The organism is Mahella sp., assembly GCF_020054945.1.
Taxonomy (GTDB): Bacteria; Bacillota; Clostridia; order Mahellales; family Mahellaceae; genus Mahella.
In genome coordinates this window covers 31,305-55,003 of the sequence record NZ_JAIHAU010000003.1, presented here as the reverse complement: position 1 = coordinate 55,003, position 23,699 = coordinate 31,305, and the positions used below count along the sequence as shown (strand labels likewise).

Here is a 23,699-nt window from a genome sequence, read left to right as displayed (position 1 = left end):
TCTATAGGAGGAGGTTGCTAAACTATGACCACGTTGATATTGCTGATAGAATTCTTCTTTGCGGTGGTTATAGGCTTATATTTCTTCAACTTGCTGAAAAGCCAACAAAATAATCGATCGGCCATTGCTAAAGAATCCAAACAAGAGCTGGAAAAGCTGCATAGAATGAGAGAGAGGTCCTTGACCCAACCGTTGTCGGAAAAAACCAGGCCCGCATCATTCGACGATATAATTGGGCAGGAAGAGGGTATAAAAGCGTTAAAGGCCGCTCTGTGCGGTCCCAACCCTCAACATGTTTTGATATACGGGCCGCCGGGTGTGGGTAAAACCGCGGCAGCTCGCCTGGTTCTGGAAGAAGCCAAGAAAAATTCATACTCGCCTTTTAAAAAAGATGCGAAATTTGTGGAAATGGATGCCACGTCTATGCGCTTTGACGAGCGCAGTATAGCCGATCCTTTGATAGGCTCGGTGCATGATCCTATTTATCAAGGAGCAGGGCCTTTGGGTATAGCCGGCATACCACAGCCTAAACCGGGAGCTGTTACCAAAGCTCATGGCGGCATATTGTTTCTGGATGAGATCGGCGAATTGCACCCAATTCAGATGAACAAATTGCTCAAGGTTTTAGAGGATAGAAAGGTATTTTTTGAAAGCGCTTACTATAGCTCCGAGGATTCTAATATACCACGGCATATACATGATATATTTCAGAACGGGCTGCCGGCTGATTTTCGATTAGTGGGAGCGACGACAAGATCGCCCGATGAGATACCTGCAGCTATTCGTTCGCGTTGCCTGGAGATATTTTTCAGAGCTTTATTGCCCGATGAAATAATACGTATTGCCAGAAATGCTGCTGATAAAGCAGGCTTTGCAATCGATGAAGAGGCTTCGCAATTGATAGGCAAATATGCTACCAACGGCAGAGAAGCGGTCAATATAATACAGCTCGCTGCCGGTATAGCATTTATCGACGGTAAGAAAGACATAACAGTAAATGATATAGAATGGGTTATTGAAAGCGGCCATTACAATCCCAGACCTGAGCGCAGGATCTACGATAAGCCTAGAGTGGGATGCGCAAACGGGATGGCTGTATACGGGCCGCATCTGGGGATGCTGATAGAGGTAGAAGCCTCGGCAATACCGACCTTAAAAGGCAAAGGCATACTTACTATTACCGGTATCGTTGAAGAAGAAGAGATTGGTTCCGATATGCACAAGGTAAGACGTACCAGTATGGCCAAGTCGTCTATAACCAATGTACTGACTGCGTTAAATAAATGTATGCATATTCAGACAAGGGATTATGACATCCATATAAACTTTCCTGGCGGGGTGCCGGTAGACGGGCCGTCAGCCGGTGCTGCTATAGCTACGGCGGTATATTCCGCTATAATGGATGTACCTGTGGACAACACAGCGGCTATGACAGGTGAGATATCTATTTATGGTGAGGTGAAGCCTGTGGGCGGCATTGCAGCCAAACTGGAAGCTGCCAGAGCTGCCGGAGTGCGCAAGGTTGTGATACCGGAGGATAATTGGCAGGCTGGTTTTGACGACAAAAATATAAAACTGATAAAAGTTGCGCGTATAGAAGATGTGCTGGGACAAGTTTTATGCCGCGATGATAAGAAAAATGCCGCTATCTCAGCGACACCTGCTTCTATGGGAGTGTTGAGTGCATCAAGCTTGCACGATAAAAATAAAAATTAGCAAACGATAGGGAGGGGAAACGAGCATATGGAGATAAAGAAGGCGGAGTTTATAGCGAGCGCTGCGATACCGTCGCAATATCCAAAGAGCGGTATGCCTGAATTGGTGTTGCTTGGACGGTCCAATGTGGGCAAATCCTCATTTGTGAATACCATAGCCAATAATCGCAAACTGGCTTTTATAGGTTCTAAGCCAGGCAAAACGCGCACTATAAACTTCTACCTTATCAATGAACGTTTTTATATAGTTGATTTGCCGGGGTATGGCTATGCTAAAGTATCTATGCAGGAAAAAGACCGATGGAGCGAGAGCATAGAGACATATCTCAACTCGCGGATAGATAATATAGCCGGTGCATTTATGCTATTGGATATTCGCCATAAACCTAGCGAGTATGACAAGCTGATGTGGCAGTGGCTGCGATATTATGGAGTAAGCACAGGTTTTGTGGCTATGAAAGCCGATAAGTTAAACAAAAGCGAGGTGCAGGAGCACCTCGATATGATAAAAAAGGAGATGGAAATACCGCAAGGAACTGCTATAATACTATTTTCAGCGCTGACCAAACAAGGCAAGAATGATGCTTTAATGGCCATAAAAGAGGCTTTGGAGGGATACGATGGCTTTAAGGTATGAGCTTATAAAAAAGGATAAAAACAGCGGTGCGCGTTTGGGCAGGATATACACCGAACACAGCGTTATAGATACGCCGGTTTTTATGCCGGTGGGTACTCAGGCTACTGTTAAAGCCATGACTCCCGATGAATTAAAGGACATAGGGTTTAAAATTATATTGAGCAATACATACCATCTTTACTTGCGCCCTGGCCATGATATAGTGGCTAAAGCAGGAGGTTTGCATGGTTTCATGAATTGGGACCGCTCCATCTTGACCGACAGCGGCGGATATCAGGTGTTCAGCATGAGCCATCTGAGAGATATAACCGAAGATGGGGTCGCATTCAGGTCATATATAGACGGTTCCAAGCATTTCATAGGTCCCGAAAAAGCCATAGAAATACAACATGCCCTTGGTGCCGATATTATAATGGCATTCGATGAATGCGTGCCCTATCCGTGTGATCACGATTATGCTTCGCGCGCTGTGGAAAGGACCACTAGATGGGCTGAACGATGCAAGCATGCACATACCGATGAACACCAGTCCCTCTTTGGCATAATACAAGGCAGCACATATAAGGATTTACGACAAAAAAGCATGGAGCAAATAGTGGATATAGGGTTTCCCGGTTATGCCATAGGCGGCTTGAGCGTAGGCGAACCAAAGGATATCATGTATGACATACTGGAATACATGGTACCGAATATGCCCGATGATAAACCGCGATACCTTATGGGAGTAGGCAGCCCCGATTGCCTTATTGAGGGTGTTATACGCGGCGTGGATATGTTTGACTGCGTATGGCCTACCAGAATAGCCAGAAACGGTACGGTGATGACTTCCCAGGGCAAGCTTGTCGTAAGGAATGCCGCTTATAAGGACGATATGCGTCCATTAGACGAGCAGTGCGACTGTTATGCATGCCGAAATTTCTCCAGGGCATATATAAGGCATTTATTTAATGTAGGCGAAATACTAGGAGCTCGCTTGGCCACCATCCATAACCTGTATTTTTTAGCAGGTCTTATGAAGGATATAAGGCAGGCTATAATGGAGGACAGGCTGTTAGAATTTAGGGATACGTTCTTCAGAAATTATTACCGATAGATTAACAGAAACCTTTTTATTGTCTGAAATCTCTTGTAACAGCAACGGTTACAGGAGATTTTTACTTTCTTGGACTGTTAAACTCTAGTTGTAATATTAAGCATGATGAAGAAAATATCATTATAATGTGGTACAATAATAATGTTATATAAGTTGCGGAAAGGGGAAGCGATGTGGATAAAAAGAAAATAGCGGTATTATTCGGCGGGCAGTCGGGAGAACATGAGGTGTCGCTCATGTCGGCAGTATCCGTACTGCGCAATATGAATAAAGATAAATATGAATCTATTATGGTGGGTATAACGAAAGAAGGGCGCTGGATGTTGTATGAAGGCGCTTTAGAAGATATAGAAACAAACAGATGGCAAGCATCAGCGCGGCCTGTCGTGCTTGCTCCGGATCCGTCATATAAAGGGTTCATAGATATAGAGCGTAATTGTGCTTTTATACCTGCAGATATTATATTTCCGATATTGCACGGACCGCATGGGGAGGATGGCACTGTACAGGGATTGCTGGAGTTGGCCGGTATTCCATATGTGGGTTGCGGTGTGTTGGCCTCGTCGTTGGCTATGGATAAAGTGCTGTCTAAAGATGTATTTTTGCGCCATGGATTAAAGACGGCTGAATATGTCAGCACTGTTTACGAGCATTTTAAGACTAGTCCCGAGGTATTTGTGTCAGAGGTTGAAACAAAGCTGGCCTATCCGTGCTTTGTTAAACCTGCGAATATGGGCTCCAGCGTTGGCATTACCAAAGCGCACGATAGAGATGAGCTTATACAGGCCATGGAATTGGCAGGTAAATACGATCGCAAGATACTTGTGGAAGAATTTATAGACGGTTATGAGATAGAATGCGCGGTACTCGGAAATGATTATCCTGAGGCGTCGACAATAGGCCAAATCGTGCCATGCAATGAATTTTACGATTATAATGCCAAGTACTTCGATGAAGGCAAGTCCGGGCTTATTATACCTGCCGGTTTACCTATAGATGTCATGGAAACGGTGCGCGGGCTGGCAGTCGATGCTTACAAGGCCTTGGATTGCGCCGGTATGGCCCGCGTAGATTTCCTGGTCAAAAAGAGCGATAATACGGTATATCTTAACGAGGTAAATACAATACCAGGATTTACTAAGATAAGCATGTATCCGAAGTTATGGAATGCTAGCGGCCTGCCATATGACAAGCTGATAGATCGCCTTATAGAGCTTGCCTTGGAGCGTTATGAGCTGCGGCGTTCGGGTTTTTAAATTATCATTTGATGGAAAGGAAACATTGAATTGGACAACAGACCTATAGGTGTTTTTGATTCGGGCGTAGGCGGATTGACTGTGGTAAAAGAAATCATGAAACAATTGCCTGCGGAGGATATAATATATTTCGGTGATACGGCGCGCGTGCCTTACGGCACGCGCTCGCGCGATACGGTTATAAAGTTTACATTACAGTCGGTGCGTTTTCTTATGAGCCAGGGTATAAAAGCGGTGGTGCTGGCCTGCAATACTGCCAGCGCTATTAGTTTGGAGGTCGCGCAGCAACAATTTGATGTGCCGATACTCGGCGTGATAGAGGGCGGTGCTACAACGGCGGTTCGCGCCACCAAAAATAAGCGTGTGGGTATCATAGGTACCGAGGGTACCATAAATAGCGGTGCTTATGAGAAGGCTATAAAGTCATTGGATGATAGCATAGAAACGTTTGCGAAGCCATGCCCTTTATTTGTGCCGCTGGTCGAAGAAGGATTGCAGGATAGCGAGATAGCATATATGGCCGCGCTGGAATATCTGTCTTTTTTTAAAGATAAGAGCATTGATACGTTGCTTATGGGTTGCACGCATTACCCTTTGATGGCAGATACTATAAGAAGGGTTGTTGGGGCAGGTGTGAATTTGATAAATCCGGCTGAGGAAACAGCCTTAATATTGAGACGCGTTTTGGCCCGGATAGATATCTTGAATGATGGAGCCAATCCTCCGCAGTATCGTTATTTTGCCAGCGATGACGGCGAGAGATTCAAGAAAATAGGCAGTAATTTCCTTAAATGCCATATATCATCTGCCACTAAGGTAGATATAGAGAGGTATTGATGATGGCGGACCCTATACGGTATATAACCGAGCAGATAGCAGGGGTGCTGAACAGTGCTTTAACCGCCGCTCAGCTCGATGGAAGTATAGCATACCAGGGCGTATATGATGTAAAGCTGAACAAGACCCGCGATACAAGACATGGAGATTTTTATACGAACATGCCTGTAGAAATGGTACGGATAACAGGTAAGCCTTCTGACTATATAGCCCGAACGCTGCTGGAACATATCAATTTATCCGGTACATATATAGATCGCATGGAAATAGCAGGTCCCGGTTTTATAAATATATTTCTAAAACCGAAATGGTTCTACGATGTGCTGACGTTGATATTAAAGGAAAGAGATGAATACGGACGGGTGGATATAGGGGATAATCGCAAGGTCTTGATATCCTTTCATGATATGGATATATATACCATCGTATGGGGGGATTGTTTGGCCAATATATTAGAGGCGGCAGGGTATGATGTGTTAAGAGAGCGTTATGTGAATAGTGATAAAAATATGCAAGAGGTTAATGATGAGATAGTTAACCTGAGGCTGTATGGCGTAGTACTGCCGTCATGGTTTTATGAACGGCAATTGTACGATTCTGATCTGCGAGAAACTGTAGAAGAGATGGATATTATGGGTTATGTAAGGCATGAAGGCGATGACATGCGATTTGTGGCAGATAGGCATAACGCATTGATTCTAAAAGAAGGAGTGTTTACAGATATTACTATGCGCATGGCCTATTATCGAAGAAAGATATTTAAAGAAGGGTATGACATGGTGATAGAAATAGGTGATAGGGCATCGGCCGATACATTTGAAACGGTGCGCGAGGCCATGATTTGCCTGGGATGCGAGCCCGAGCATCTGGGATATATAGCAGCGCCTGATTATAGTCCCTCAATGGAAGGTGCCGGCAGGGATGCGCTGCGTTTTATGCTCAGCAGCTCAAGGGATAAAGAAGATGGCCTTTTTGAGGTACAATATGCATATGCGCGTATTTGCAGTATATTGCGGCATATGGATTCGAACAGAGTGGCATTGATTCCGCCTGAGGAAATAGATTTTTCTATGCTGCACCATCCGGCCGAGCAGGCGTTGATGCGTCGTTTGGCCGAGCTGCCTCACGAAATAACAGTAGCGGCTCAATATAGACAACCGGCTATTTTAGTTGATTATCTCGCAGATGTAGCCGATTTATTCCATAAATTTTATGACGAATGTCGCGTGCGCATAAGTAATAACGACCTTATGTATGCACGGTTGGGGTTACTGGAGGCTGCACGCATAGTATTAGCCAATGGATTATATATATTGAACATAGAAGCACCTGAACGCCTTTGCTGATTATTGTCAAACAGGCTTTTACCATATATAATTGATATACGCAGCAACTGTAATTGCTGCCTGATCCAAAACGACAGAAAGGGGATTGTAAATGTATTTAAAAAGGGCCTTTGGGTTAATTTCAAGAAATCTCATATTGATAATACCGACATTAGCCATATGGTTTATATCGCTTTTTATAAGCGATATGCAAGTACAGAACATGAGCGGGTTTAACATGGTAATTGATCCAGATGCGGCCATCGAAATGATGGGTGATATAATTGGGTCAATGGCTTTATACGGATTTGTTATGGCCATAATAATCTTATTAATACAAGCAGGGCAGGCCGGTATGATGAAACAGGCCTTATTAAACGGGCAGGCTGGATTTTCGAGCTTTATGCAAGGTATAAGGCGGTATTTCTGGCGCTTCGTCGGACAATCATTGCTCATTGTAGCTATGGTCATAGCAGTAACAGTAGTAATAAGTATTATATTGGTGGCTTTGCTTGCCGGTTCAGCGTTTGCTAATTTAGTAAATGATCCGACAGCAGTAGAACAAGCGGCGAATATGGGTATAGGTGGAACAGTAGCTATAGTAGTAATATTTATAGGTGTATTCATAGGGATTATATTTCTTGCGTTATGGCAGCCGGCTATGGTAATAGACGATGTGGGCGTATTCGAAGGGCTGAGGCGTGGTGCAAAAGCGGTCTCGCATCATTTCTGGAGCCTGATCGTTGTTATGCTTCTGATAGCAGCAATGATAATTGGTATAAGTTGGGGTGCTAATTACATCTATGCTGCCATTACTGGCAATTCTATTGGCGATATTTCTGTGATCAATTATATGAGTGTACTGGGGGTTCTTATAATTTCTTATTTGAGTGCCATTATAACGGCATATCTATTCATAGTATATCATAATTTCCGTCCTGCAGATGCCAATTTGCAGCCCATAGAAGATAATGAACAGAATCCGCCGCAGCCGTTTGATCTGCCGCCGGATGACGAACAATAGAACTAACCGGCAACTGGATCGGATGGATGCGCGGAATAGCGCTTGGGCAGACGTACTATAAATTCGGTACCCCTGCCTAGCTCGCTATTCACATCTATGGTACCGTTCATGGACATCACCACATGTTTGACTATTGCCAGGCCGAGACCGGTGCCTCCCATATTGCGGGAACGGCCTTTATCCACGCGATAGAAACGCTCGAACAGCCTTGGTATATGCTCCTTTGCTATGCCTATGCCGGTGTCTTTTACGCTTATAAAGGCGTTTTCACCTTCATCTTTAATTGTTATTGTTACCTTTCCGCCAGAGGGAGTATATTTGATAGCATTGTCTATGAGGTTGAGCATGAGCTGGTGCATCCTGTCTTCATTGCCATCTATTTTCATGCCGGTGGCGCGGTCATAAAATGTTACATCAATATTCTTGGTTTTAGCCGAGGAATCCACCATATCCAGTATATTGGCTATGAGTTCGTGCAAATTGATCGGTTCTATAGAGATATCGTGATCCTGGCTTTCCAGACGCGATAAGGTGAGGCTGTCGTTTATAAGACGGCTCATGCGATCGGCCTCCGAATCGATGATAGTCAAAAATCGCCTACATGTTTCACGATTATCCATGGCTCCTTCCAACAATGTTTCTGCAAAGCCCTTTATCGAAGTAAGAGGCGTCTTTATTTCGTGCGACATATTTGCTACCAGTTCAGCTTTTACCTGATCCAGACGCTTTAACTCGGTGATGTCTTCCAGCGATATAACGGCGCCGTTTACGCGGTTATCCACTTTAAGGGGTGAGATGGATACTCTGAGTATAAGCTCATTGCCTGTTGAAAGCTCCACATCAGAGGATAAAGGCTCACCATTTACGACCACATAGCGTACAAGCGATTCCAAATGTGGATTGCGTATAGACTCCAATATATAACGTCCTTTGGCATCGTCGACGTCTATATCGAACATTTTGCAAGCCATGTGATTGACGGCCTCGATATGCAAGCGCTCATTGACAGCGATCAGGCCCACTGTGGCATTAGCGAATATGGCCCTGAGCCTTTCGTTATCTTGCAGCATTTCCTGTTGTTGATGCCCTATATCCTTGTGCCGGCGTTCTATAGCATAGATTAAGAGTTGCAGGGATTGTGAGCTGCTTATAGGTAGCTCCAACGGTTGGCTGGCGCTATGATGGGATATAACATGGGCTATCCGTTCAACCTCTTTATTCCACTGACGTTGTCTATATAACAGATAGATGATGATGACGGCCAGTATGCCCGCCATCGTTGATACATATACCAAAATCAATACACCTCTATCTATTGTGCGCAGCAACCTTCACAAAATCCCTAAAGAGGGGATGGGCTCTATTGGGCCGCGATTTAAATTCGGGATGGAATTGTACGGCTACGAACCAAGGGTGATCTTTAAGTTCTATTATCTCTACTAATCGGTTATCCGGCGATGTGCCTGCTATAACCATGCCGTATTGTTGCAGTATCTCCCTGAATGCATTATTGAATTCATAACGATGCCTATGGCGTTCACTTATCATGGACTGCCCATATGCTTTTTCAGACAGCGTAGCGGGTTTCAGATTGCATGGGTAAGCTCCTAAGCGCATGGTACCCCCCTTATCCGCTATTTGCTTCTGTTCGGGCATAAGGTCTATAACGGGATATGACGTGGACGGATCGAATTCTGTGCTATGTGCTCCTTTTAATCCCGCAACATTTCTTGCAAATTCCACAACCGCCGTCTGCATGCCGAGGCATATGCCAAGGTAGGGCACTTTATTTTCCCTTGCGTATTGTATAGCCATTATCTTGCCGTCTATGCCGCGATCGCCGAAGCCGCCCGGTACCAATATGCCGTTGACATCCCCTAACAATTGTTTTACTGTTTGATCGTCGACTGATTCGGCATGGACCCATTTTATATTTACTTTAACGCCGTTGGCTATGCCTCCGTGACATAGAGCTTCCACTATGCTTAGGTATGCATCGTGCAGTTCGACATATTTACCAACCAGGCCTATCGTAATTTCATTAGATAAATTGTGAAGCTTATCTACCATATGTTGCCATTCCGCCATATCCGGTGGCTGGTATTTTATACCTAGATCCTTTATGACCACATCGGCCAATCCTTCTTTTTCTAAAAAAAGTGGTACGTCGTATATATGGTCTAAATCGGGGTTTTGGATAACGTGATCGCTCTTGAGATTGCAGAATAAGGCTATTTTATCCTTTAGGTCCTGTGACAGTTCTTTCTCCGAGCGACATACGATTATATCGGGTTGTATACCTATACTGCGCAGCTCTTTGACGCTATGCTGCGTCGGCTTGGTCTTTAGCTCGCCCGTTATTCCCAGATATGGTACCAGTGTAACGTGTATGAATAATGAATTTTCATGGCCTATATCGCTTCTAATCTGGCGTATAGCTTCTAAAAAAGGTAGGCTTTCTATATCACCTACCGTACCGCCGATTTCAGTTATAACCACATCCGGAGAATTATCTCGGCCTACCTTGTACACACGTTCTTTTATCTCGTCGGTTATATGCGGTATGACCTGTACGGTGCCGCCAAGATAGTCACCATGGCGCTCGTTATTTATAACCGTCCAGTATACGGTGCCGGCTGTAACGTTGCTGTTACGAGATAGATTGACGTCTATAAATCTCTCATAATGTCCCAGATCCAGATCGGTTTCGGCACCGTCTTCGGTTACAAATACCTCTCCGTGCTGATACGGACTCATAGTACCTGGATCTATATTTATATATGGATCAAACTTTTGAACTACTACATTAAGCCCTCGGTTTTTGAGCAATCTGCCCAAACTGGCAGCGGTAATGCCCTTGCCCAGTGATGACACCACGCCACCGGTTATAAATATATATTTAGTCGGCATAAACTCCTCCCACAAACAAAAATATCTTTATTATTCTATCCCAGCTGTTATGTCATGTCAAGCTGTAAAAAACGGCTAAAGATTTTTTTACCGTGATGAGAATTGAAGCCGTATTATAGAGCAAACTATACATGATAAAATATGATAAAAGGCAGGGCTTTGTCATGCTAAAAAGCAAAAAGATGACCATATTTGTTACAGCGTTGGTATCGATAGCGCTCAGCTTCGTGGTATTTACCCTATTGATGGGATATAATAAGCCGCCGGTACAGCTCCGGCAGTCGCCAGCGCCGGAAGAAGCATCGGCAGATGATGATGCTTTGGGTGGGGTAAACCCTATAGTGCAAAAGGTGGCGCCGGCAGTGGTGGGCATATCCACTACAAGGGTGACGGAGACCGATATGTTCGGTAGAGCGCAACAGATGGTACAAGGTGTCGGCTCGGGTGTTATCGTCGATAGTGATGGTTATATATTGACTAATGATCATGTGGTAGGAGGCGAGACAGAAAGCATCAATGTTGTATTAAGTGATGGGCGTACAATGGAAGGCAGGGCATTGTGGAGCGATCCGGTATTGGATCTCGCGGTAGTGAAGATAGAAGGCAGCGGATATACAAAGGCGGCATTTGGTGATTCGGATACGCTGAAAGTGGGGGAGCCGGCTATAGCCATAGGTACGCCTTTAGGCCTGCAATTCCAGCATACCGTTACATCGGGCATAATAAGCGCCTTGAACCGCACGCTACAGGTGGAGGCTGATGGCGCCACAAATTTTATGGAGGATCTTATACAAACCGATGCGTCTATAAATCCCGGCAACAGCGGAGGGCCTTTAATTAACGCCAAAGCTCAGGTAGTGGGTATAAACACGGTTAAAGTGGCTACCGCAGAGGGTATGGGCTTTGCCATACCGATAAATATAGCCAAACCTATAGTGGAAAGAGTTATAGCCACCGGTACATTTACAGCACCATATATAGGTATATTTGCATATGATAGGGAAATAGCAAACTTTATACAAAACGGCCCTAAGCTTGAACAAGGCGTGTATGTCATAGATGTTGATAGAAACAGCCCGGCAGATAAAGCCGGTATAAAGCAAGGCGATATAATACTTTCAATAGACGGCAAGCAGGTCAATACCATGTTGGCCTTGCGCAGGGCTATATATAGCAGGGACATAGGTGATACTGTGGAGATAGAGACTGTAAGCAATGGAAATAAACAAAAGGTAGAAGTGAAGCTGGCTTCCAGACCCGAACAATAGATAAATGTTTTAACCTGTCGCTCGCCGCGTTTGTGGAGCATACAGACTATTGGCATAGAACGAGCGGCGAGCGTACAAGATCAGGCCATCATATCTATAAACTCATCGAACATATAAGCTGAATCGTGCGGACCGGGGCTGGCCTCGGGATGGTACTGCACGCTTATTATCGGGTATTCATTGTGCACAAAACCCTCAACGGTATTATCGTTTAGATTTATATGGGTTATGGTAGCTTGCTTACAGAAATCATCGCGCAAGGCATAATTGTGATTCTGCGATGTGATGAATACGCGGCCTTTGTTGAAATCCTTGACAGGATGATTGCCGCCGTGATGCCCAAACTTTAATTTATAGGTTTGGCCGCCCAATGCCAGTCCCAGCAACTGATGCCCGAGGCATATGCCCATAATAGGTTTTTTGCCAATAAGGTTTCGTATGGTTTCTATGGCGTAGGGTATATCTTGAGGGTCGCCAGGGCCATTGGATATCACTATGCCTTCGGGGTTTAGATCCAATATCTCTTTGGCCGAGGTATGGCATGGCACCACATATACATCGCATCCGCGCTTGACGAGCGAACGTGCTATATTCTCTTTCATGCCCATATCCATCACAACTATGCGATGCCCCGGGCCTTCTATATGCCTGGTTTCCTTTATTGATACCATATCCACCAGATCGCGTTTTACGGTGCCGAGATTTCTGGCTGTTTCAGCTAATGCTTGGATATCGAAACTTTCAGTTGATATAATACCGTACATGCTGCCGAAATTGCGTATATGTTGCGTTATCTGGCGAGTATCGACGCGATGGATTCCCATTATGCCCCAGCGTTCGAAGTACTGGATCGGATGCATTGTGCAGCGCCAGTTGCTGGGGTAATCGCATAGTTCTTTTATTATAAAACCCTCTACATGGGGTTTATATGATTCAACATCTTCTTCATTCATACCGTAGTTGCCTATAAGCGGATAGGTCATAACCACCATTTGTCCTTTATATGAGGGGTCGGTCAACACCTCTTCGTAACCGGTCATGCATGTATTGAATACCACTTCGCCATGGGCTTGGCCGGTTCTGCCGAAAGACTCGCCTTCAAAATAACTGCCGTCTTCTAAAACCAATATGGCTTTTTTATTCTCCAATGCGATATCGCTCCTTCCTGGGCTCAAAAATAAAGGGCTGTCGTAGCCCTTATAAATATGCCTTCAAAATATTATCTAACATTTCTATCAACATGTCAATTTCATTTTTTGTAATTATCAGCGGTGGTATAAAGCGCAGCGTGTTATGGGCGGCGCAATTTATAAGGAAACCGTTGCAAAATGCGGCTTTAACGATATCCTTGCCGTTTATGCTTTGGTCAAGCTCCATGCCCAGCATAAGGCCTTTGCCGCGCACATCGGTTATGAAATCGTATTCGGCTTGTAATTGTTTCAAACAATCGAAGAAGTATTGGCCTGTTTGAGCAGCATAGTCGCTCAGCTGTTCATCCAGTATGGTTTGCACTACCGCCATGCCGGCCGCACATGCTAAAGGCCCTCCGCCAAAAGTGGAACCGTGATCGCCGGGTTCAAAAGCCGCCGCCACGTGCTTTTTAGCCATTACAGCACCCAGCGGTATACCACCGCCCAGCGCTTTGGCAGATGTAAATATATCAGGTTCTATGCCGTAATGTTTATAAGCAAAGAATTTGCCGGTGCGGCCAAGACCGGTCTGAATCTCATCGAATATAAGCAATAAACCATGCTCGTCGCATAGCTTGCGCAGGCCTTTCATATAGCTGTTATCGGCCACAAATACGCCACCCTCGCCTTGTATGGGTTCTACCATGATGGCGGCTGTCGCAGGCGATATAGCCGATTCAACGGCCTCCAAGTCATTAAACGGTATATTTATAAACCCAACGGGCATCGGTTTAAACGGCTTATGATATTTATCCTGTCCGGTGGCTGCCAGTGTAGCCAGTGTGCGGCCATGGAACGACGCTTTGGCCGTTATTATTTCATAGCGCTGCTGCCCTTTATTGTAGAAATACTTTCGAGCCAGCTTTATAGCCCCTTCGTTGGCTTCGGCGCCGCTATTACCAAAAAATATTCTGTCGCCACATGTATTTTCGGCAAGTATCTGAGCCAGCTTTGCCTGATTCTCTATATAATAAAGATTGGAACAATGTATAAGTTTATTTGCCTGTTCGGTTATGGCGGCAAGCAAGGCAGGATGTGAATATCCCAAGGCATTAACGGCTATACCGGCCACAAAATCGATGTATGCTTTGCCGTTTTTATCGTATAATATACAACCTTTTCCGTGGTCAAAAGCTACCGGTACCCTCTCGCCAAATGTATTCATATAATAACGTTTATCCGCAGCAATTATTTCGCTTAAATCCACAGTTACTTCACCCCACATCTATTTTCGTATAATTATACATCATAATGAATAATTATGCAAATAAAAATTGTCGTTTAAATATATTTGAAAATATTGTAGAAATGTATTAAAATCTAAATATAAGCTTGGAAGGAGGGAAGGCGTTTCCGATCGCATGCGATTGAGTTTCGACCTGGAATAAATAATGGATGAAATCGGAGAAATCTTAAAACAGGCTCGAATAAATAAAAATATGACCATACAGGACGTGCACGAGGTCACCAAAATAATGCCTAGATACTTGAAGGCCATAGAAGAAGGCCAATGGGATCTGTTGCCAGGTGCAGTATATGCTAAAGGCTATATAAGGAGCTACGCCGAGGCAGTAGGGGTGGATGGAGATTATCTTATAAGGCAGTTCGATCGGTTATCGAGGGAACGTGCTGATAATAGTACTGACTACGAAGAACGGCATTTGGACAGTAAGACTGATACCACATTGTTGGAAAATACATCTGATTCTGGTGGTACTGGTTGGTGGCTAGTTGCTTTGATTGGAATAGTTGCCATTACCGTAATTTTTTATTTTGTATTTGTATGGCAGCCAGATACCGGTCAGAGCCCTGATGCATCGCAGCTACCGGTGGAAGATCAAACGTCTGAGTCTCAACCCGAATCCGAACCTGCGCCTCAACCGGAACCGCAGCCCGAGCCTGAACCCGAACAACCTCCACAAGCGCAGTTGACGTTGTTGGAGCAAAAGCCCGACAGCGCCGTTTATACCATAGTTACCGATAAAGAGCAATTCAGCGTTACCATATCGGCTACTGGTCGATGCTGGATCAGAATAACGGCTGATGGTAAAAGGATATGGGAAGGTACATTGGAAGCCGGACAAACTCATACGGCGGATGCGGCCAATAAGCTGACCGTAAGACTGGGATTTCCGCTCGGTGTCGATGTAAAAGTCGAAGATCAAGCGCTTCCTCATATAGATAGTAAAAATCCCTATGAGTTTACCATACAGAGATAATGTATATTTAACATTGCAATTTGCAATTTAGAATGCAATAAGTAGGTAGGCGAAGGTAACGATTAGTCTCAAGGCGATTTTGTGAAAGGATGCTCATTGGAGGTCGGAGATCAGAAGTCGGATGTCGGATAAGAAAGACCGAAGTCGTTAGTATACCTTATTGGAAGCGAAATGACAGAACCGGCCAAGAAATTGCTTGGCTAATTCCGGTGTGTATCTTATTAGCACAGGTTCTGACCTCTGATATCAGATGACTGACTTCTAGTGTGCATCCGAAACATATGAGCCGGAGACTAATCAGTTACCGAGCCTAACCAAATTGTAAATCGCAGATTTAACATTTTCTTAATGATTTTTATGAGAATAAGTGATAAAATAATAAAGAAATTCTAAAATAGAAGAAGATGATGCGACAGGTGAATTTCATAAGCCCGACCAAGGGCAGGATGGATTTAGATGCTTTGTGCGATGATATCATGGAATATGTGATATCCGACGAGGAAAGCGACTATAGGTTGATGATAGGAACCGATTCACAGGTCCATGCAGACGTGTGCTTTGTTACCGCTATAATAATATACCGAGAGGGTAAGGGCGGGCGCTACTTTTACAGAAGATTTTATCAAGCTCGCGTACCTTCATTCAAGCAGCGCATATTTATGGAGGCCAATTACAGCCTCGAGGTGGCCAATCTTATAATGGAGATGCTCGATGCTCGTGGTTTAGGCAGCCTGAATGTGGAGATACATTTGGACGTGGGTAAAAACGGTAAAACGCGCGAAATCATAAAAGAGGTGGTCAGCATGATAACCGGGTGCGGGATGTGCGCTCAAATAAAACCCGATTCGGTAGGAGCCAGCAGCGTGGCCGATCGTTATACAAAAGCCATGTAACGCTGCTTGATATAAGTGGACTTAAAAGGGCAAGGTATATGCTTAAAGGCGTATGCTTGTCCTTTTATGCTTTAAATTGCTTAACACAAATGTAAAACTTTTGTAACCAATTCTGATATACAGCATGATATAATGACTGGCAGAGGCATATTTCGGTTTTATACTGGAAGAAAAACCTTTTTCATCTATGATACGTCTTAATAATTGAATAAAAATTGCTGGGAGGATATTTTATGAGCAAAAGGGGCTGTTTTACTTTCCTGATAGCTATTGCAATGATCATTTCAGCGCTCTTGGCATTACCGCTTATGGTATTTGCCGATAACGATGATGTGACCATGGAAGTTGAAGTTGGCTTCGATAGCCATTTCAATATGCAGCAATGGACGCCGGTGGTGGTGGATATAGAGAATAAAGGGCCGGATATCGACGGCTGGCTTGAGGCAGAGGCCATTCAGCAGGACGGTACGGCTGTGGTGTTTTCCACCAAAGCCGTAATACCGCAAGGCTCAAAAAAGCGTATCACGCTCTATATGCAATTTTCCACCGTTCAGCGCAATATGCAGGTTCGTCTTATGCAGCAAGATAAAGCTATAAAGCAGATAGAGGTAAAGAACCTTTATCCCATGAACTATAATCAGTATCTTATGGGCGTATTAACCGATGATAAAGATGCCTTAAATTACTGGTGGCAGAAACCGGGCAACGATGGGTTGTTTACATATCATGAAACCATTCACTTAAACGCCGAAAGCTTTCCTGATCGCAAAGAAGTACTCGACAATTTCACTGCGCTTATCATAAACAATTTTGATACCGGCGCGTTATCGCAAAAGCAGATCGATGCATTGAACGTGTGGATAGATAGCGGCGGGCTGTTGATAGTAGGCACCGGCCCGAACGGTCAAAAGGTAATGAGCGGATTGACCGATAAAGTTATCCCGTTAAGGTCAGGTAAAATAGTGAGCGTAGCTGAAATACCGGTTCTGGACACTGTCTCGGGCGTGAAAAACCACAGCGATGCGCCGTTTCAATTGATGGAAATAGAGGCGGACAAAGCCGATGAAGTGGTTAATGAGGGGGATAATTGCATTATTGCAAAGCATCGCAAAGGGGACGGTTATATCTTCATATCGGCTTTCGATTTAGGCCTTGAGCCCATAACCGGTTGGGCGGGCAACCAAGCATTATGGGATAATATTCTTGCAAAGCAACTCGATGTGCAAAGGGCAATGTATATGCGCAGCCCGGATCTGCGGACATCGATCAAACAAAATGAGTACTGGAGCATTCTTCAAGCGCTTCAGAATATAAAGGCTATGGATATTCCGTCTATAAACGGATTGATAATACTGTTGTTGATATATCTTGCCGTAGTCGGGCCTATAAATTATTTCGTGTTAAAGCGTTTTGATAAGCGTGAATGGATGTGGTTTACCATACCTTTGCTGGTATTGGCATTTTCCGGCGGTATATATGCCGCCGGGTATACGGTTAAAGGCGACGACGTCATAACCAACACCATATCGGTTATAAACATAAAAGACGATGGGAATGCAGCCAATGTCGATAACTATATCGGCGTATTCATGCCGCGCAAAGGCGATTACACCATAAGCACCGGGAAGGATGTGTTATTAGCAATAAACGGTAACGATAACTTTGATCCATATAATGATCCATATGCGCGGCTTTCCAATTCGCAAACCAGTGAGACGGCGCGCATAGTGCAGGCTAAATCCGTGCAGGGTGATCCGGCTTATATTGAGATGTATAACGCCAGCGTATGGATTATGAAGACATTTTCCATGAAAGAGGTAATACCTCAATTTGGCGGATTTAAGACCGATCTTTATTACCGAGATGGTAAGATATCGGGGACTATAACAAATACCCTGCCTTATCCGGTAGAGGATATGGCCATCTATACGCCCTATGCCTATCAGATAATGGGCAATATGGCGTCAGGTGAAACAAAGGATGTATCTATTCAGATACCGGTTTATATTTCATACAACCAAAATATAATTTACAGCATACTGGACGAATTATATCCGAATCCGAATGGCAATGGAAACCCCACAGACCTTACGGACAGACAAAGAGAAATGATGGCCAGGAGGAGCATCATGGAGAATATCGCTATGCCAGGACTTAGTGCACCATATACAGTAGCGATAGGCCCGGGCATGTCAGTTTCATCTCAAACTTCTGTGAGTGCGAGCGTTTCACCCGACGATGGATTTCTCAAGGTATTTGCATTTATAGACCAAAAAATAACCGATGATATAAAGGTTAACGGTCAAATACCAGCTACCGCTTATCATACGAATGTGATAACGGGTGGGTTTGATGTGAATTTTGAAAGGAACGGGATAGTAAACCTGCCACCCGGGGTTATAAATCCATATATCGATTATCGCAAATCTGGCAGCCTTGCGATAAATGGTGAAGGTATTAATATGACTGTATTCATAGAACGTGGAATGGCGATATTTGGGTTTGATATGGGAGGCTTCGCGGATGCCGATATAGATAAAGTCCATATAGACGTACCGATAATAAACAAGGCACAGGGTTCGGCTATTAAACTGTTTGTATACGATAACGATAAAAAAGACTACGTGGAATCTGGCAAAGGCTTATCCATCAGTTCAACATCATCGGGCTCTATAGATATAGAAGGCGATGCGGTTGATCGTTTTATAAACGACGATGGAGTTATAGAGATAGCTGTAAATGCTGTTGGTATGGAAATACAGGTGCCTGCCATAGCCATGGAAGGGAGGAAACGCTGATGCTTGTCGTCGAGGATCTTGTCAAGCGTTACGGTAAATTTGTAGCCGTCGATCATCTTAATATGACCGTGGAGCGCGGACATGTATTTGGATTTGTAGGCCCGAATGGGGCGGGTAAGACCACTACCATGAGGATAGCTGCCACCTTGCTGGCACCTACGTCGGGCAGTGTTAGGGTTGCGGGATTCGATGTGGTGGAGGAACCTATAAAAGTACGCCGCAAGGTGGGTTACATGCCGGATTTCTTTGGAGTATACGATAATCTGAAAGCTATCGAGTATTTGGACTTTTATGGCGCTTCATATGGCATTCCTTATAAAGAAAGGCAAAAAACCGCAGAGGGGTTGCTCGACCTTGTGGGGTTAGCTAATAAGCGAGATACTTACGTGGATTCGTTGTCGCGCGGCATGAAACAGCGTCTTTGCCTTGCGCGCAGCCTTATGCACGATCCTGAATTGCTGATACTCGATGAGCCGGCGTCGGGCATGGATCCGCGAGCGCGTGTGGAACTTAAGAATATACTCAAGGAGCTCAAGAATATGGGCAAGACCGTATTGGTAAGCTCCCATATACTGTCTGAGTTGTCCGAGATGTGCGATAGCATAGGCATTATAGAGCATGGCAGGCTGGTGGTGAGCGGCGATGTAAGGAATATAATGGAAACAATATCGGGCAGGCTAACGGTCAGAATAAAGTTGCTGGACGATATGGACAGGGCTATAAATATACTCAAAGAACAGCCGATGGTCAGTAATATATTTCAGGAAGATGATGTGCTGGAGATTGGATATAAAGGCAAGGACGAAGACCTTTGGCCGCTTTTAAAAACACTTGTGGTCAATGATGTGCCTGTAATATCATTTAGCAAAACTGACGGCAACCTGGAGAAGGTATTTATGGAGGTGACGCAGGATGAAGAGATGGTTTAGCAATCCGGTGCTGGCCAGCGAATTGAAAATACGCATGAGAAGCTGGCGTACGGTGCTTATGGTGGTGGGTTATCTGGCTATTATGCTGGCCATAGCCTATCTGTTTTTAACGGCCAGTGTGCGGACCATGTCGCGCTATGGAGGTGTGAATATCAGTAGCAACCTCGGGTTACAGTTATACATGATTTTAGCGTTTATACAATTTATGCTTATAATAATACTTATACCGGCACAGACGGCGGGCGCTATAAGCGGCGAACGCGAGAAACAGACGCTGGATCTGTTGCTGTGCACACCGTTGTCCTCCCTTTCCATAGTTTTAGGTAAGATGTTGTCGTCTATGAGCTTTGTGCTGCTTCTAACCATAGCATCGATACCGCTTTTCAGCCTGGTATTCTTATTCGGGGGCATAGCGCCGATGGATATCGTCACACTCTTTGCATTTTATCTTATAACGGCTTTCGCAGTTGGCAGTATAGGCATATTTTGTTCGGTACTATTTAAAAAGACATCGACGGCTACAGTGGTGGCATATATCGTTATATTTGCCCTTGGTATAATCACTTTATTGCTCGGTACGTATATGATGTCGGAGTTTTTAGGCAGAAATCCAAATTTCAGCAGTGTGTACATACCGTTTCCATTTTACTTAAACCCGGCTGTCGGTTTATCCGACCTGCTGGGGCAACAGTCGGGGAATACCGGAGGTATGGGGCTGCCCATATTAGGAATATCGTCTGCTATGTATAATGCCAATGTTGCGATGACAGGCAGCCTGTCGTGGATGGCTCAAAAACTGGGTATATGGGGTACCAATTTGGTTATTATATCGGTCATATCGGTTGTTTTGCTGCTTATAAGCGCATGGGTTATAAAACCGGTGCGGACTATACATTCATCAAAACGCCATAGTGCTGGTACGGGTGTGAATTGAGGTGGCCGATATGAAAACGGCTATTAACGGCGCTATTTACAGGGCTATGCTGCCGGTGCGCAAAAGGATATTGCTCAGGCATTTCATAAATTATGTTTTTCTGGGCACATTAGCAGCGCTCATATATGCCATCGCATGGATTATCGCATCGTTTTTTTACCCTATAATGGGATTGGATTTGTATATATTGCTCGGTGCCGCGGCCGTTTTAGCACTGTTTATGGTACTGGGCATGGTATTCAGGCCATCTTTGACCAAAGTGGCTTATGAGATCGATGACCGCGGCTTACAGCAGCGCGTCATCACATCTTACGAGATGAGCGGCAGGAATGATGCTTTTGCCGTGCTTCAGCGACGGGACACGCTCAAGCGCTTGAAGTCGTTCGACTACGGATCGATACCTGTATGGGTTATACCGAAACGCTGGTTATATGCCAGTGCTGCTATGGCTGCGATTTTAATCGTCCTTTCGTTTATACCCAATCCGCAAGATGATGTCATACGCGAGAGATTGAGGGTGCAGGAGGCTATCGATAAAGGCTTGGCCGATATAGACAAAGCGGAGGATGAATTGACGCGTGAGGCCGAGATAAGCGATGAGCAGAAACAGGATATAACCAAGCTGTTGGAGGAATTAAAACGGGATCTCAAAGATCAATCCGATTACAAAGAGGCTATGAAGGACATATCCAAGACCGAAGAGGCGCTGGAGAAAATGCTGGAGCAGACGAGATTGACTCAAATGGCTTCCATCGCCCGGAGTCTGGATAAGAGCGATATCACCAAAGCGCTGGCCAATGCCGTGGAAGGTCAGGACGCCGAAGCCATCGAATCGGAAATGGAGAGGCTTAAGGACATGCTGCGGCAGGGATTGGACAAAGAAACCGCGGCCGAGTTGCAAAAGGCGCTGGCCGATGCTGCCGCTGCCGCGAGCGACCCGCAGTTGAAAGAAGGGCTGCAGGCTGCCGCCGATGCTATGGCGTCAGATATGGCCGCCGGCACGAGCCTGTCTTCGGCCGCGCTGGACGGATTGCAGGAGCAGCTCATGCAGATGGCGCAAGGCGTATCGGGCGAGCCGGCCGATATGCAGTATGCGCTCCAACAGATGAAGGGGCAGATAGCCCAGGCAGCGGGTCAAGGGGGTATGCAGGTGGCCTCGTCGGGCGGCACAGGTTCTCAAAACAGCGGCTCGGAAGGACAGGACGGATCCGATAGGAATTCGGGCAGCGGCAGCGGTTCTGGCAGCGGCAACAGTCCGAGCGATGGCAGCGGTTCCGGCGATAGCAATGGATCTGGCAGCGGTATCGGCAGCGGCCATACAAACCAGGATGCGGGGAATAGCAATAGCAGCGGCTCAAGTGGCAGCACGAACAAGCCGGAAGGCGATCCCGATTCCTATGCCGAATATGAGCGCATATATGACCCGACACGATTGGGTGATGGCGGAGAAACAAGCCATATAACCGATAAGCCGTCGGATAGCGGCGACAGCCAGCAAACTGATGTGGGCAACGGCCTAGGCAGCTTCGATGGCTTTATACCATATAATGAGGTGTTCGGCGATTATCAGAGCCAGGCGATGGAGAGCATGGAGCGCAGCGCTATACCGCCGAATATGCGCGAGACCGTCAGGCAATATTTTAGCTCGCTGGTAGAATGAGAAAGGAGTATATGATGGATGAGATAAATGCTGAGATGATCGAATCTTTCGCCGATAAAGTGAAATCCATAGAAGGCGAGATAGCCAAAGAAATCATAGGCCAACGTGAGATAATACGCCAGGTGCTCATGGCTGTTATAGCCGGCGGTAACGTCTTGCTTGAAGGCGTACCTGGCCTGGGCAAAACCAGATTGGTCAAAACGTTGGGACACGTGCTGGATCTGAGCTTTAACCGCATACAATTTACGCCCGACCTTATGCCGGCCGATATAACCGGCACCAATATCATCATGAAGGACGAGCAGGGCAACAACAGGTTCAGCTTTCAGCCCGGCCCCATATTTGCCAATATAGTGCTGGCCGACGAGATAAACCGCGCGACGCCCAAGACGCAAAGCGCGCTGCTCGAGGCTATGCAGGAGCACAGCGTGACGGTGGCGGGGCAAACCCGCGGTCTGCCCGAGCCTTATTTTGTATTGGCTACGCAGAATCCATTGGAGCAGGAGGGTACTTATCCCTTGCCCGAAGCGCAATTGGATCGTTTCTTCTTTAAATTGTTGGTGGACTTTCCATCCCTTGAAGAATTGCACGCCATCATAGAACTGACCACTGCCGGCGACGATGTCGTGGCGCATAAAGCAGTCGACGGCGACGCCATACTGCAGTTGAGGGAGATAGCCAGACATGTGCCTATAGCAAGGGGTGTACAGGATTATGCTTTGAGGCTGGTGCTGGCCACTCACCCTGAAATAGATGGAGCGCCGGATGTTGCGAGGCGCTATGTGCGCTATGGCTCCAGCCCTCGCGGAGCGCAGGCCATAATATCGGCTGCCAAAGTCCGTGCGCTTATGGAGGGGCGTTATAACGTATCATTCGATGATATAAAATATGCCGCATATCCTGCGCTGCGCCACAGGATATTTCTGAATTTCGAAGGGTTGGCCGAAGGCCGCACGTCTGATGGCATTATAGATGAAATAATAGATGCTTTGGCCGAATAGGGGATGATGA

Annotated in this window: 19 protein-coding genes; 15 read left to right on the top strand and 4 right to left on the bottom strand. The window is 45.5% G+C overall.

Annotation, left to right across the window (positions count from 1 at the left end):
* Positions 1–24: 24 nt before the first annotated feature.
* From lonB to JG770_RS01080, 7 genes are all read left to right on the top strand, one after another.
* On the top strand, positions 25–1,716 hold the full coding sequence (gene lonB, locus JG770_RS01110; protein WP_291954087.1) for an ATP-dependent protease LonB: 1,692 nt from the start codon (positions 25–27) through the stop codon (positions 1,714–1,716).
* A gap of 27 nt (positions 1,717–1,743) precedes the next feature.
* Entirely contained in the window at positions 1,744–2,352 is a 609-nt protein-coding gene (gene yihA / locus JG770_RS01105) for a ribosome biogenesis GTP-binding protein YihA/YsxC (protein ID WP_291954084.1), read from the top strand.
* Positions 2,336–3,445 (top strand): tRNA guanosine(34) transglycosylase Tgt, encoded by a 1,110-nt coding sequence (gene tgt, locus JG770_RS01100; protein WP_291954082.1) that lies wholly within the window; start codon positions 2,336–2,338, stop codon positions 3,443–3,445. The genes yihA and tgt overlap by 17 nt, the downstream gene beginning before the upstream one ends.
* A gap of 173 nt (positions 3,446–3,618) precedes the next feature.
* Positions 3,619–4,701, top strand: a complete 1,083-nt coding sequence (locus tag JG770_RS01095) for a D-alanine--D-alanine ligase family protein (RefSeq protein ID WP_291954079.1) — start codon at positions 3,619–3,621, stop codon at positions 4,699–4,701.
* Between the two features lie 30 nt (positions 4,702–4,731).
* The gene (gene murI / locus JG770_RS01090) at positions 4,732–5,538 is read left to right on the top strand and encodes a glutamate racemase (RefSeq protein ID WP_291954077.1); all 807 of its coding nucleotides are present in this window, start codon (positions 4,732–4,734) and stop codon (positions 5,536–5,538) included.
* Positions 5,538–6,884 (top strand): DALR anticodon-binding domain-containing protein, encoded by a 1,347-nt coding sequence (locus JG770_RS01085; protein WP_291954074.1) that lies wholly within the window; start codon positions 5,538–5,540, stop codon positions 6,882–6,884. The genes murI and JG770_RS01085 overlap by 1 nt, the downstream gene beginning before the upstream one ends.
* A gap of 91 nt (positions 6,885–6,975) precedes the next feature.
* Entirely contained in the window at positions 6,976–7,887 is a 912-nt protein-coding gene (locus JG770_RS01080; RefSeq protein ID WP_291954071.1) for a hypothetical protein, read from the top strand.
* A 2-nt stretch (positions 7,888–7,889) separates the two neighbouring features.
* On the opposite strand, the gene pnpS is transcribed toward JG770_RS01080, so the two are convergent.
* Both pnpS and JG770_RS01070 read right to left on the bottom strand, forming a co-directional pair.
* The gene (pnpS, locus tag JG770_RS01075; protein ID WP_291954068.1) at positions 7,890–9,182 is read right to left on the bottom strand and encodes a two-component system histidine kinase PnpS; all 1,293 of its coding nucleotides are present in this window, start codon (positions 9,180–9,182) and stop codon (positions 7,890–7,892) included.
* Positions 9,183–9,195: 13 nt separating this feature from the next.
* On the bottom strand, positions 9,196–10,797 hold the full coding sequence (locus JG770_RS01070) for a CTP synthase (protein WP_291954064.1): 1,602 nt from the start codon (positions 10,795–10,797) through the stop codon (positions 9,196–9,198).
* Positions 10,798–10,961: 164 nt separating this feature from the next.
* Between JG770_RS01070 and JG770_RS01065 the strand changes: the two genes are divergently transcribed.
* A complete protein-coding gene (locus JG770_RS01065; protein WP_291954061.1) occupies positions 10,962–12,065 on the top strand; it encodes a trypsin-like peptidase domain-containing protein in 1,104 nt (367 codons plus the stop codon).
* Between the two features lie 80 nt (positions 12,066–12,145).
* Here the strand turns inward: JG770_RS01065 and carA are convergent, their stop codons facing one another.
* Positions 12,146–13,213, bottom strand: coding sequence for a glutamine-hydrolyzing carbamoyl-phosphate synthase small subunit (gene carA, locus JG770_RS01060; protein ID WP_291954059.1), 1,068 nt, complete (start codon positions 13,211–13,213; stop codon positions 12,146–12,148).
* 49 nt (positions 13,214–13,262) lie between these two features.
* The gene (locus JG770_RS01055; protein ID WP_363320868.1) at positions 13,263–14,462 is read right to left on the bottom strand and encodes an aspartate aminotransferase family protein; all 1,200 of its coding nucleotides are present in this window, start codon (positions 14,460–14,462) and stop codon (positions 13,263–13,265) included.
* A 184-nt stretch (positions 14,463–14,646) separates the two neighbouring features.
* Between JG770_RS01055 and JG770_RS01050 the strand changes: the two genes are divergently transcribed.
* From JG770_RS01050 to JG770_RS01020, 7 genes are all read left to right on the top strand, one after another.
* Positions 14,647–15,474: a RodZ domain-containing protein gene (locus JG770_RS01050; RefSeq protein WP_291954054.1), complete on the top strand. Its 828-nt coding sequence runs from the start codon at positions 14,647–14,649 to the stop codon at positions 15,472–15,474.
* Between the two features lie 416 nt (positions 15,475–15,890).
* Entirely contained in the window at positions 15,891–16,367 is a 477-nt protein-coding gene (locus tag JG770_RS01045; RefSeq protein WP_291954052.1) for a ribonuclease H-like YkuK family protein, read from the top strand.
* A 233-nt stretch (positions 16,368–16,600) separates the two neighbouring features.
* Positions 16,601–19,165 carry a hypothetical protein gene (locus tag JG770_RS01040; RefSeq protein WP_291954048.1) on the top strand — a complete coding sequence of 855 codons (2,565 nt, stop codon included), beginning with the start codon at positions 16,601–16,603 and terminating at the stop codon, positions 19,163–19,165.
* Positions 19,165–20,094 (top strand): ABC transporter ATP-binding protein, encoded by a 930-nt coding sequence (locus tag JG770_RS01035; RefSeq protein ID WP_291954044.1) that lies wholly within the window; start codon positions 19,165–19,167, stop codon positions 20,092–20,094. The genes JG770_RS01040 and JG770_RS01035 overlap by 1 nt, the downstream gene beginning before the upstream one ends.
* Complete coding sequence (locus JG770_RS01030; RefSeq protein WP_291954043.1) at positions 20,078–21,028, top strand: ABC transporter permease subunit; 951 nt, start codon at positions 20,078–20,080, stop codon at positions 21,026–21,028. Before JG770_RS01035 ends, JG770_RS01030 begins: the two co-directional genes overlap by 17 nt.
* Before the next feature lie 10 nt (positions 21,029–21,038).
* Positions 21,039–22,688 (top strand): hypothetical protein, encoded by a 1,650-nt coding sequence (locus JG770_RS01025; protein WP_291954041.1) that lies wholly within the window; start codon positions 21,039–21,041, stop codon positions 22,686–22,688.
* A gap of 11 nt (positions 22,689–22,699) precedes the next feature.
* Complete coding sequence (locus JG770_RS01020) at positions 22,700–23,689, top strand: MoxR family ATPase (protein WP_291954038.1); 990 nt, start codon at positions 22,700–22,702, stop codon at positions 23,687–23,689.
* The last annotated feature ends 10 nt before the right edge of the window (positions 23,690–23,699 follow it).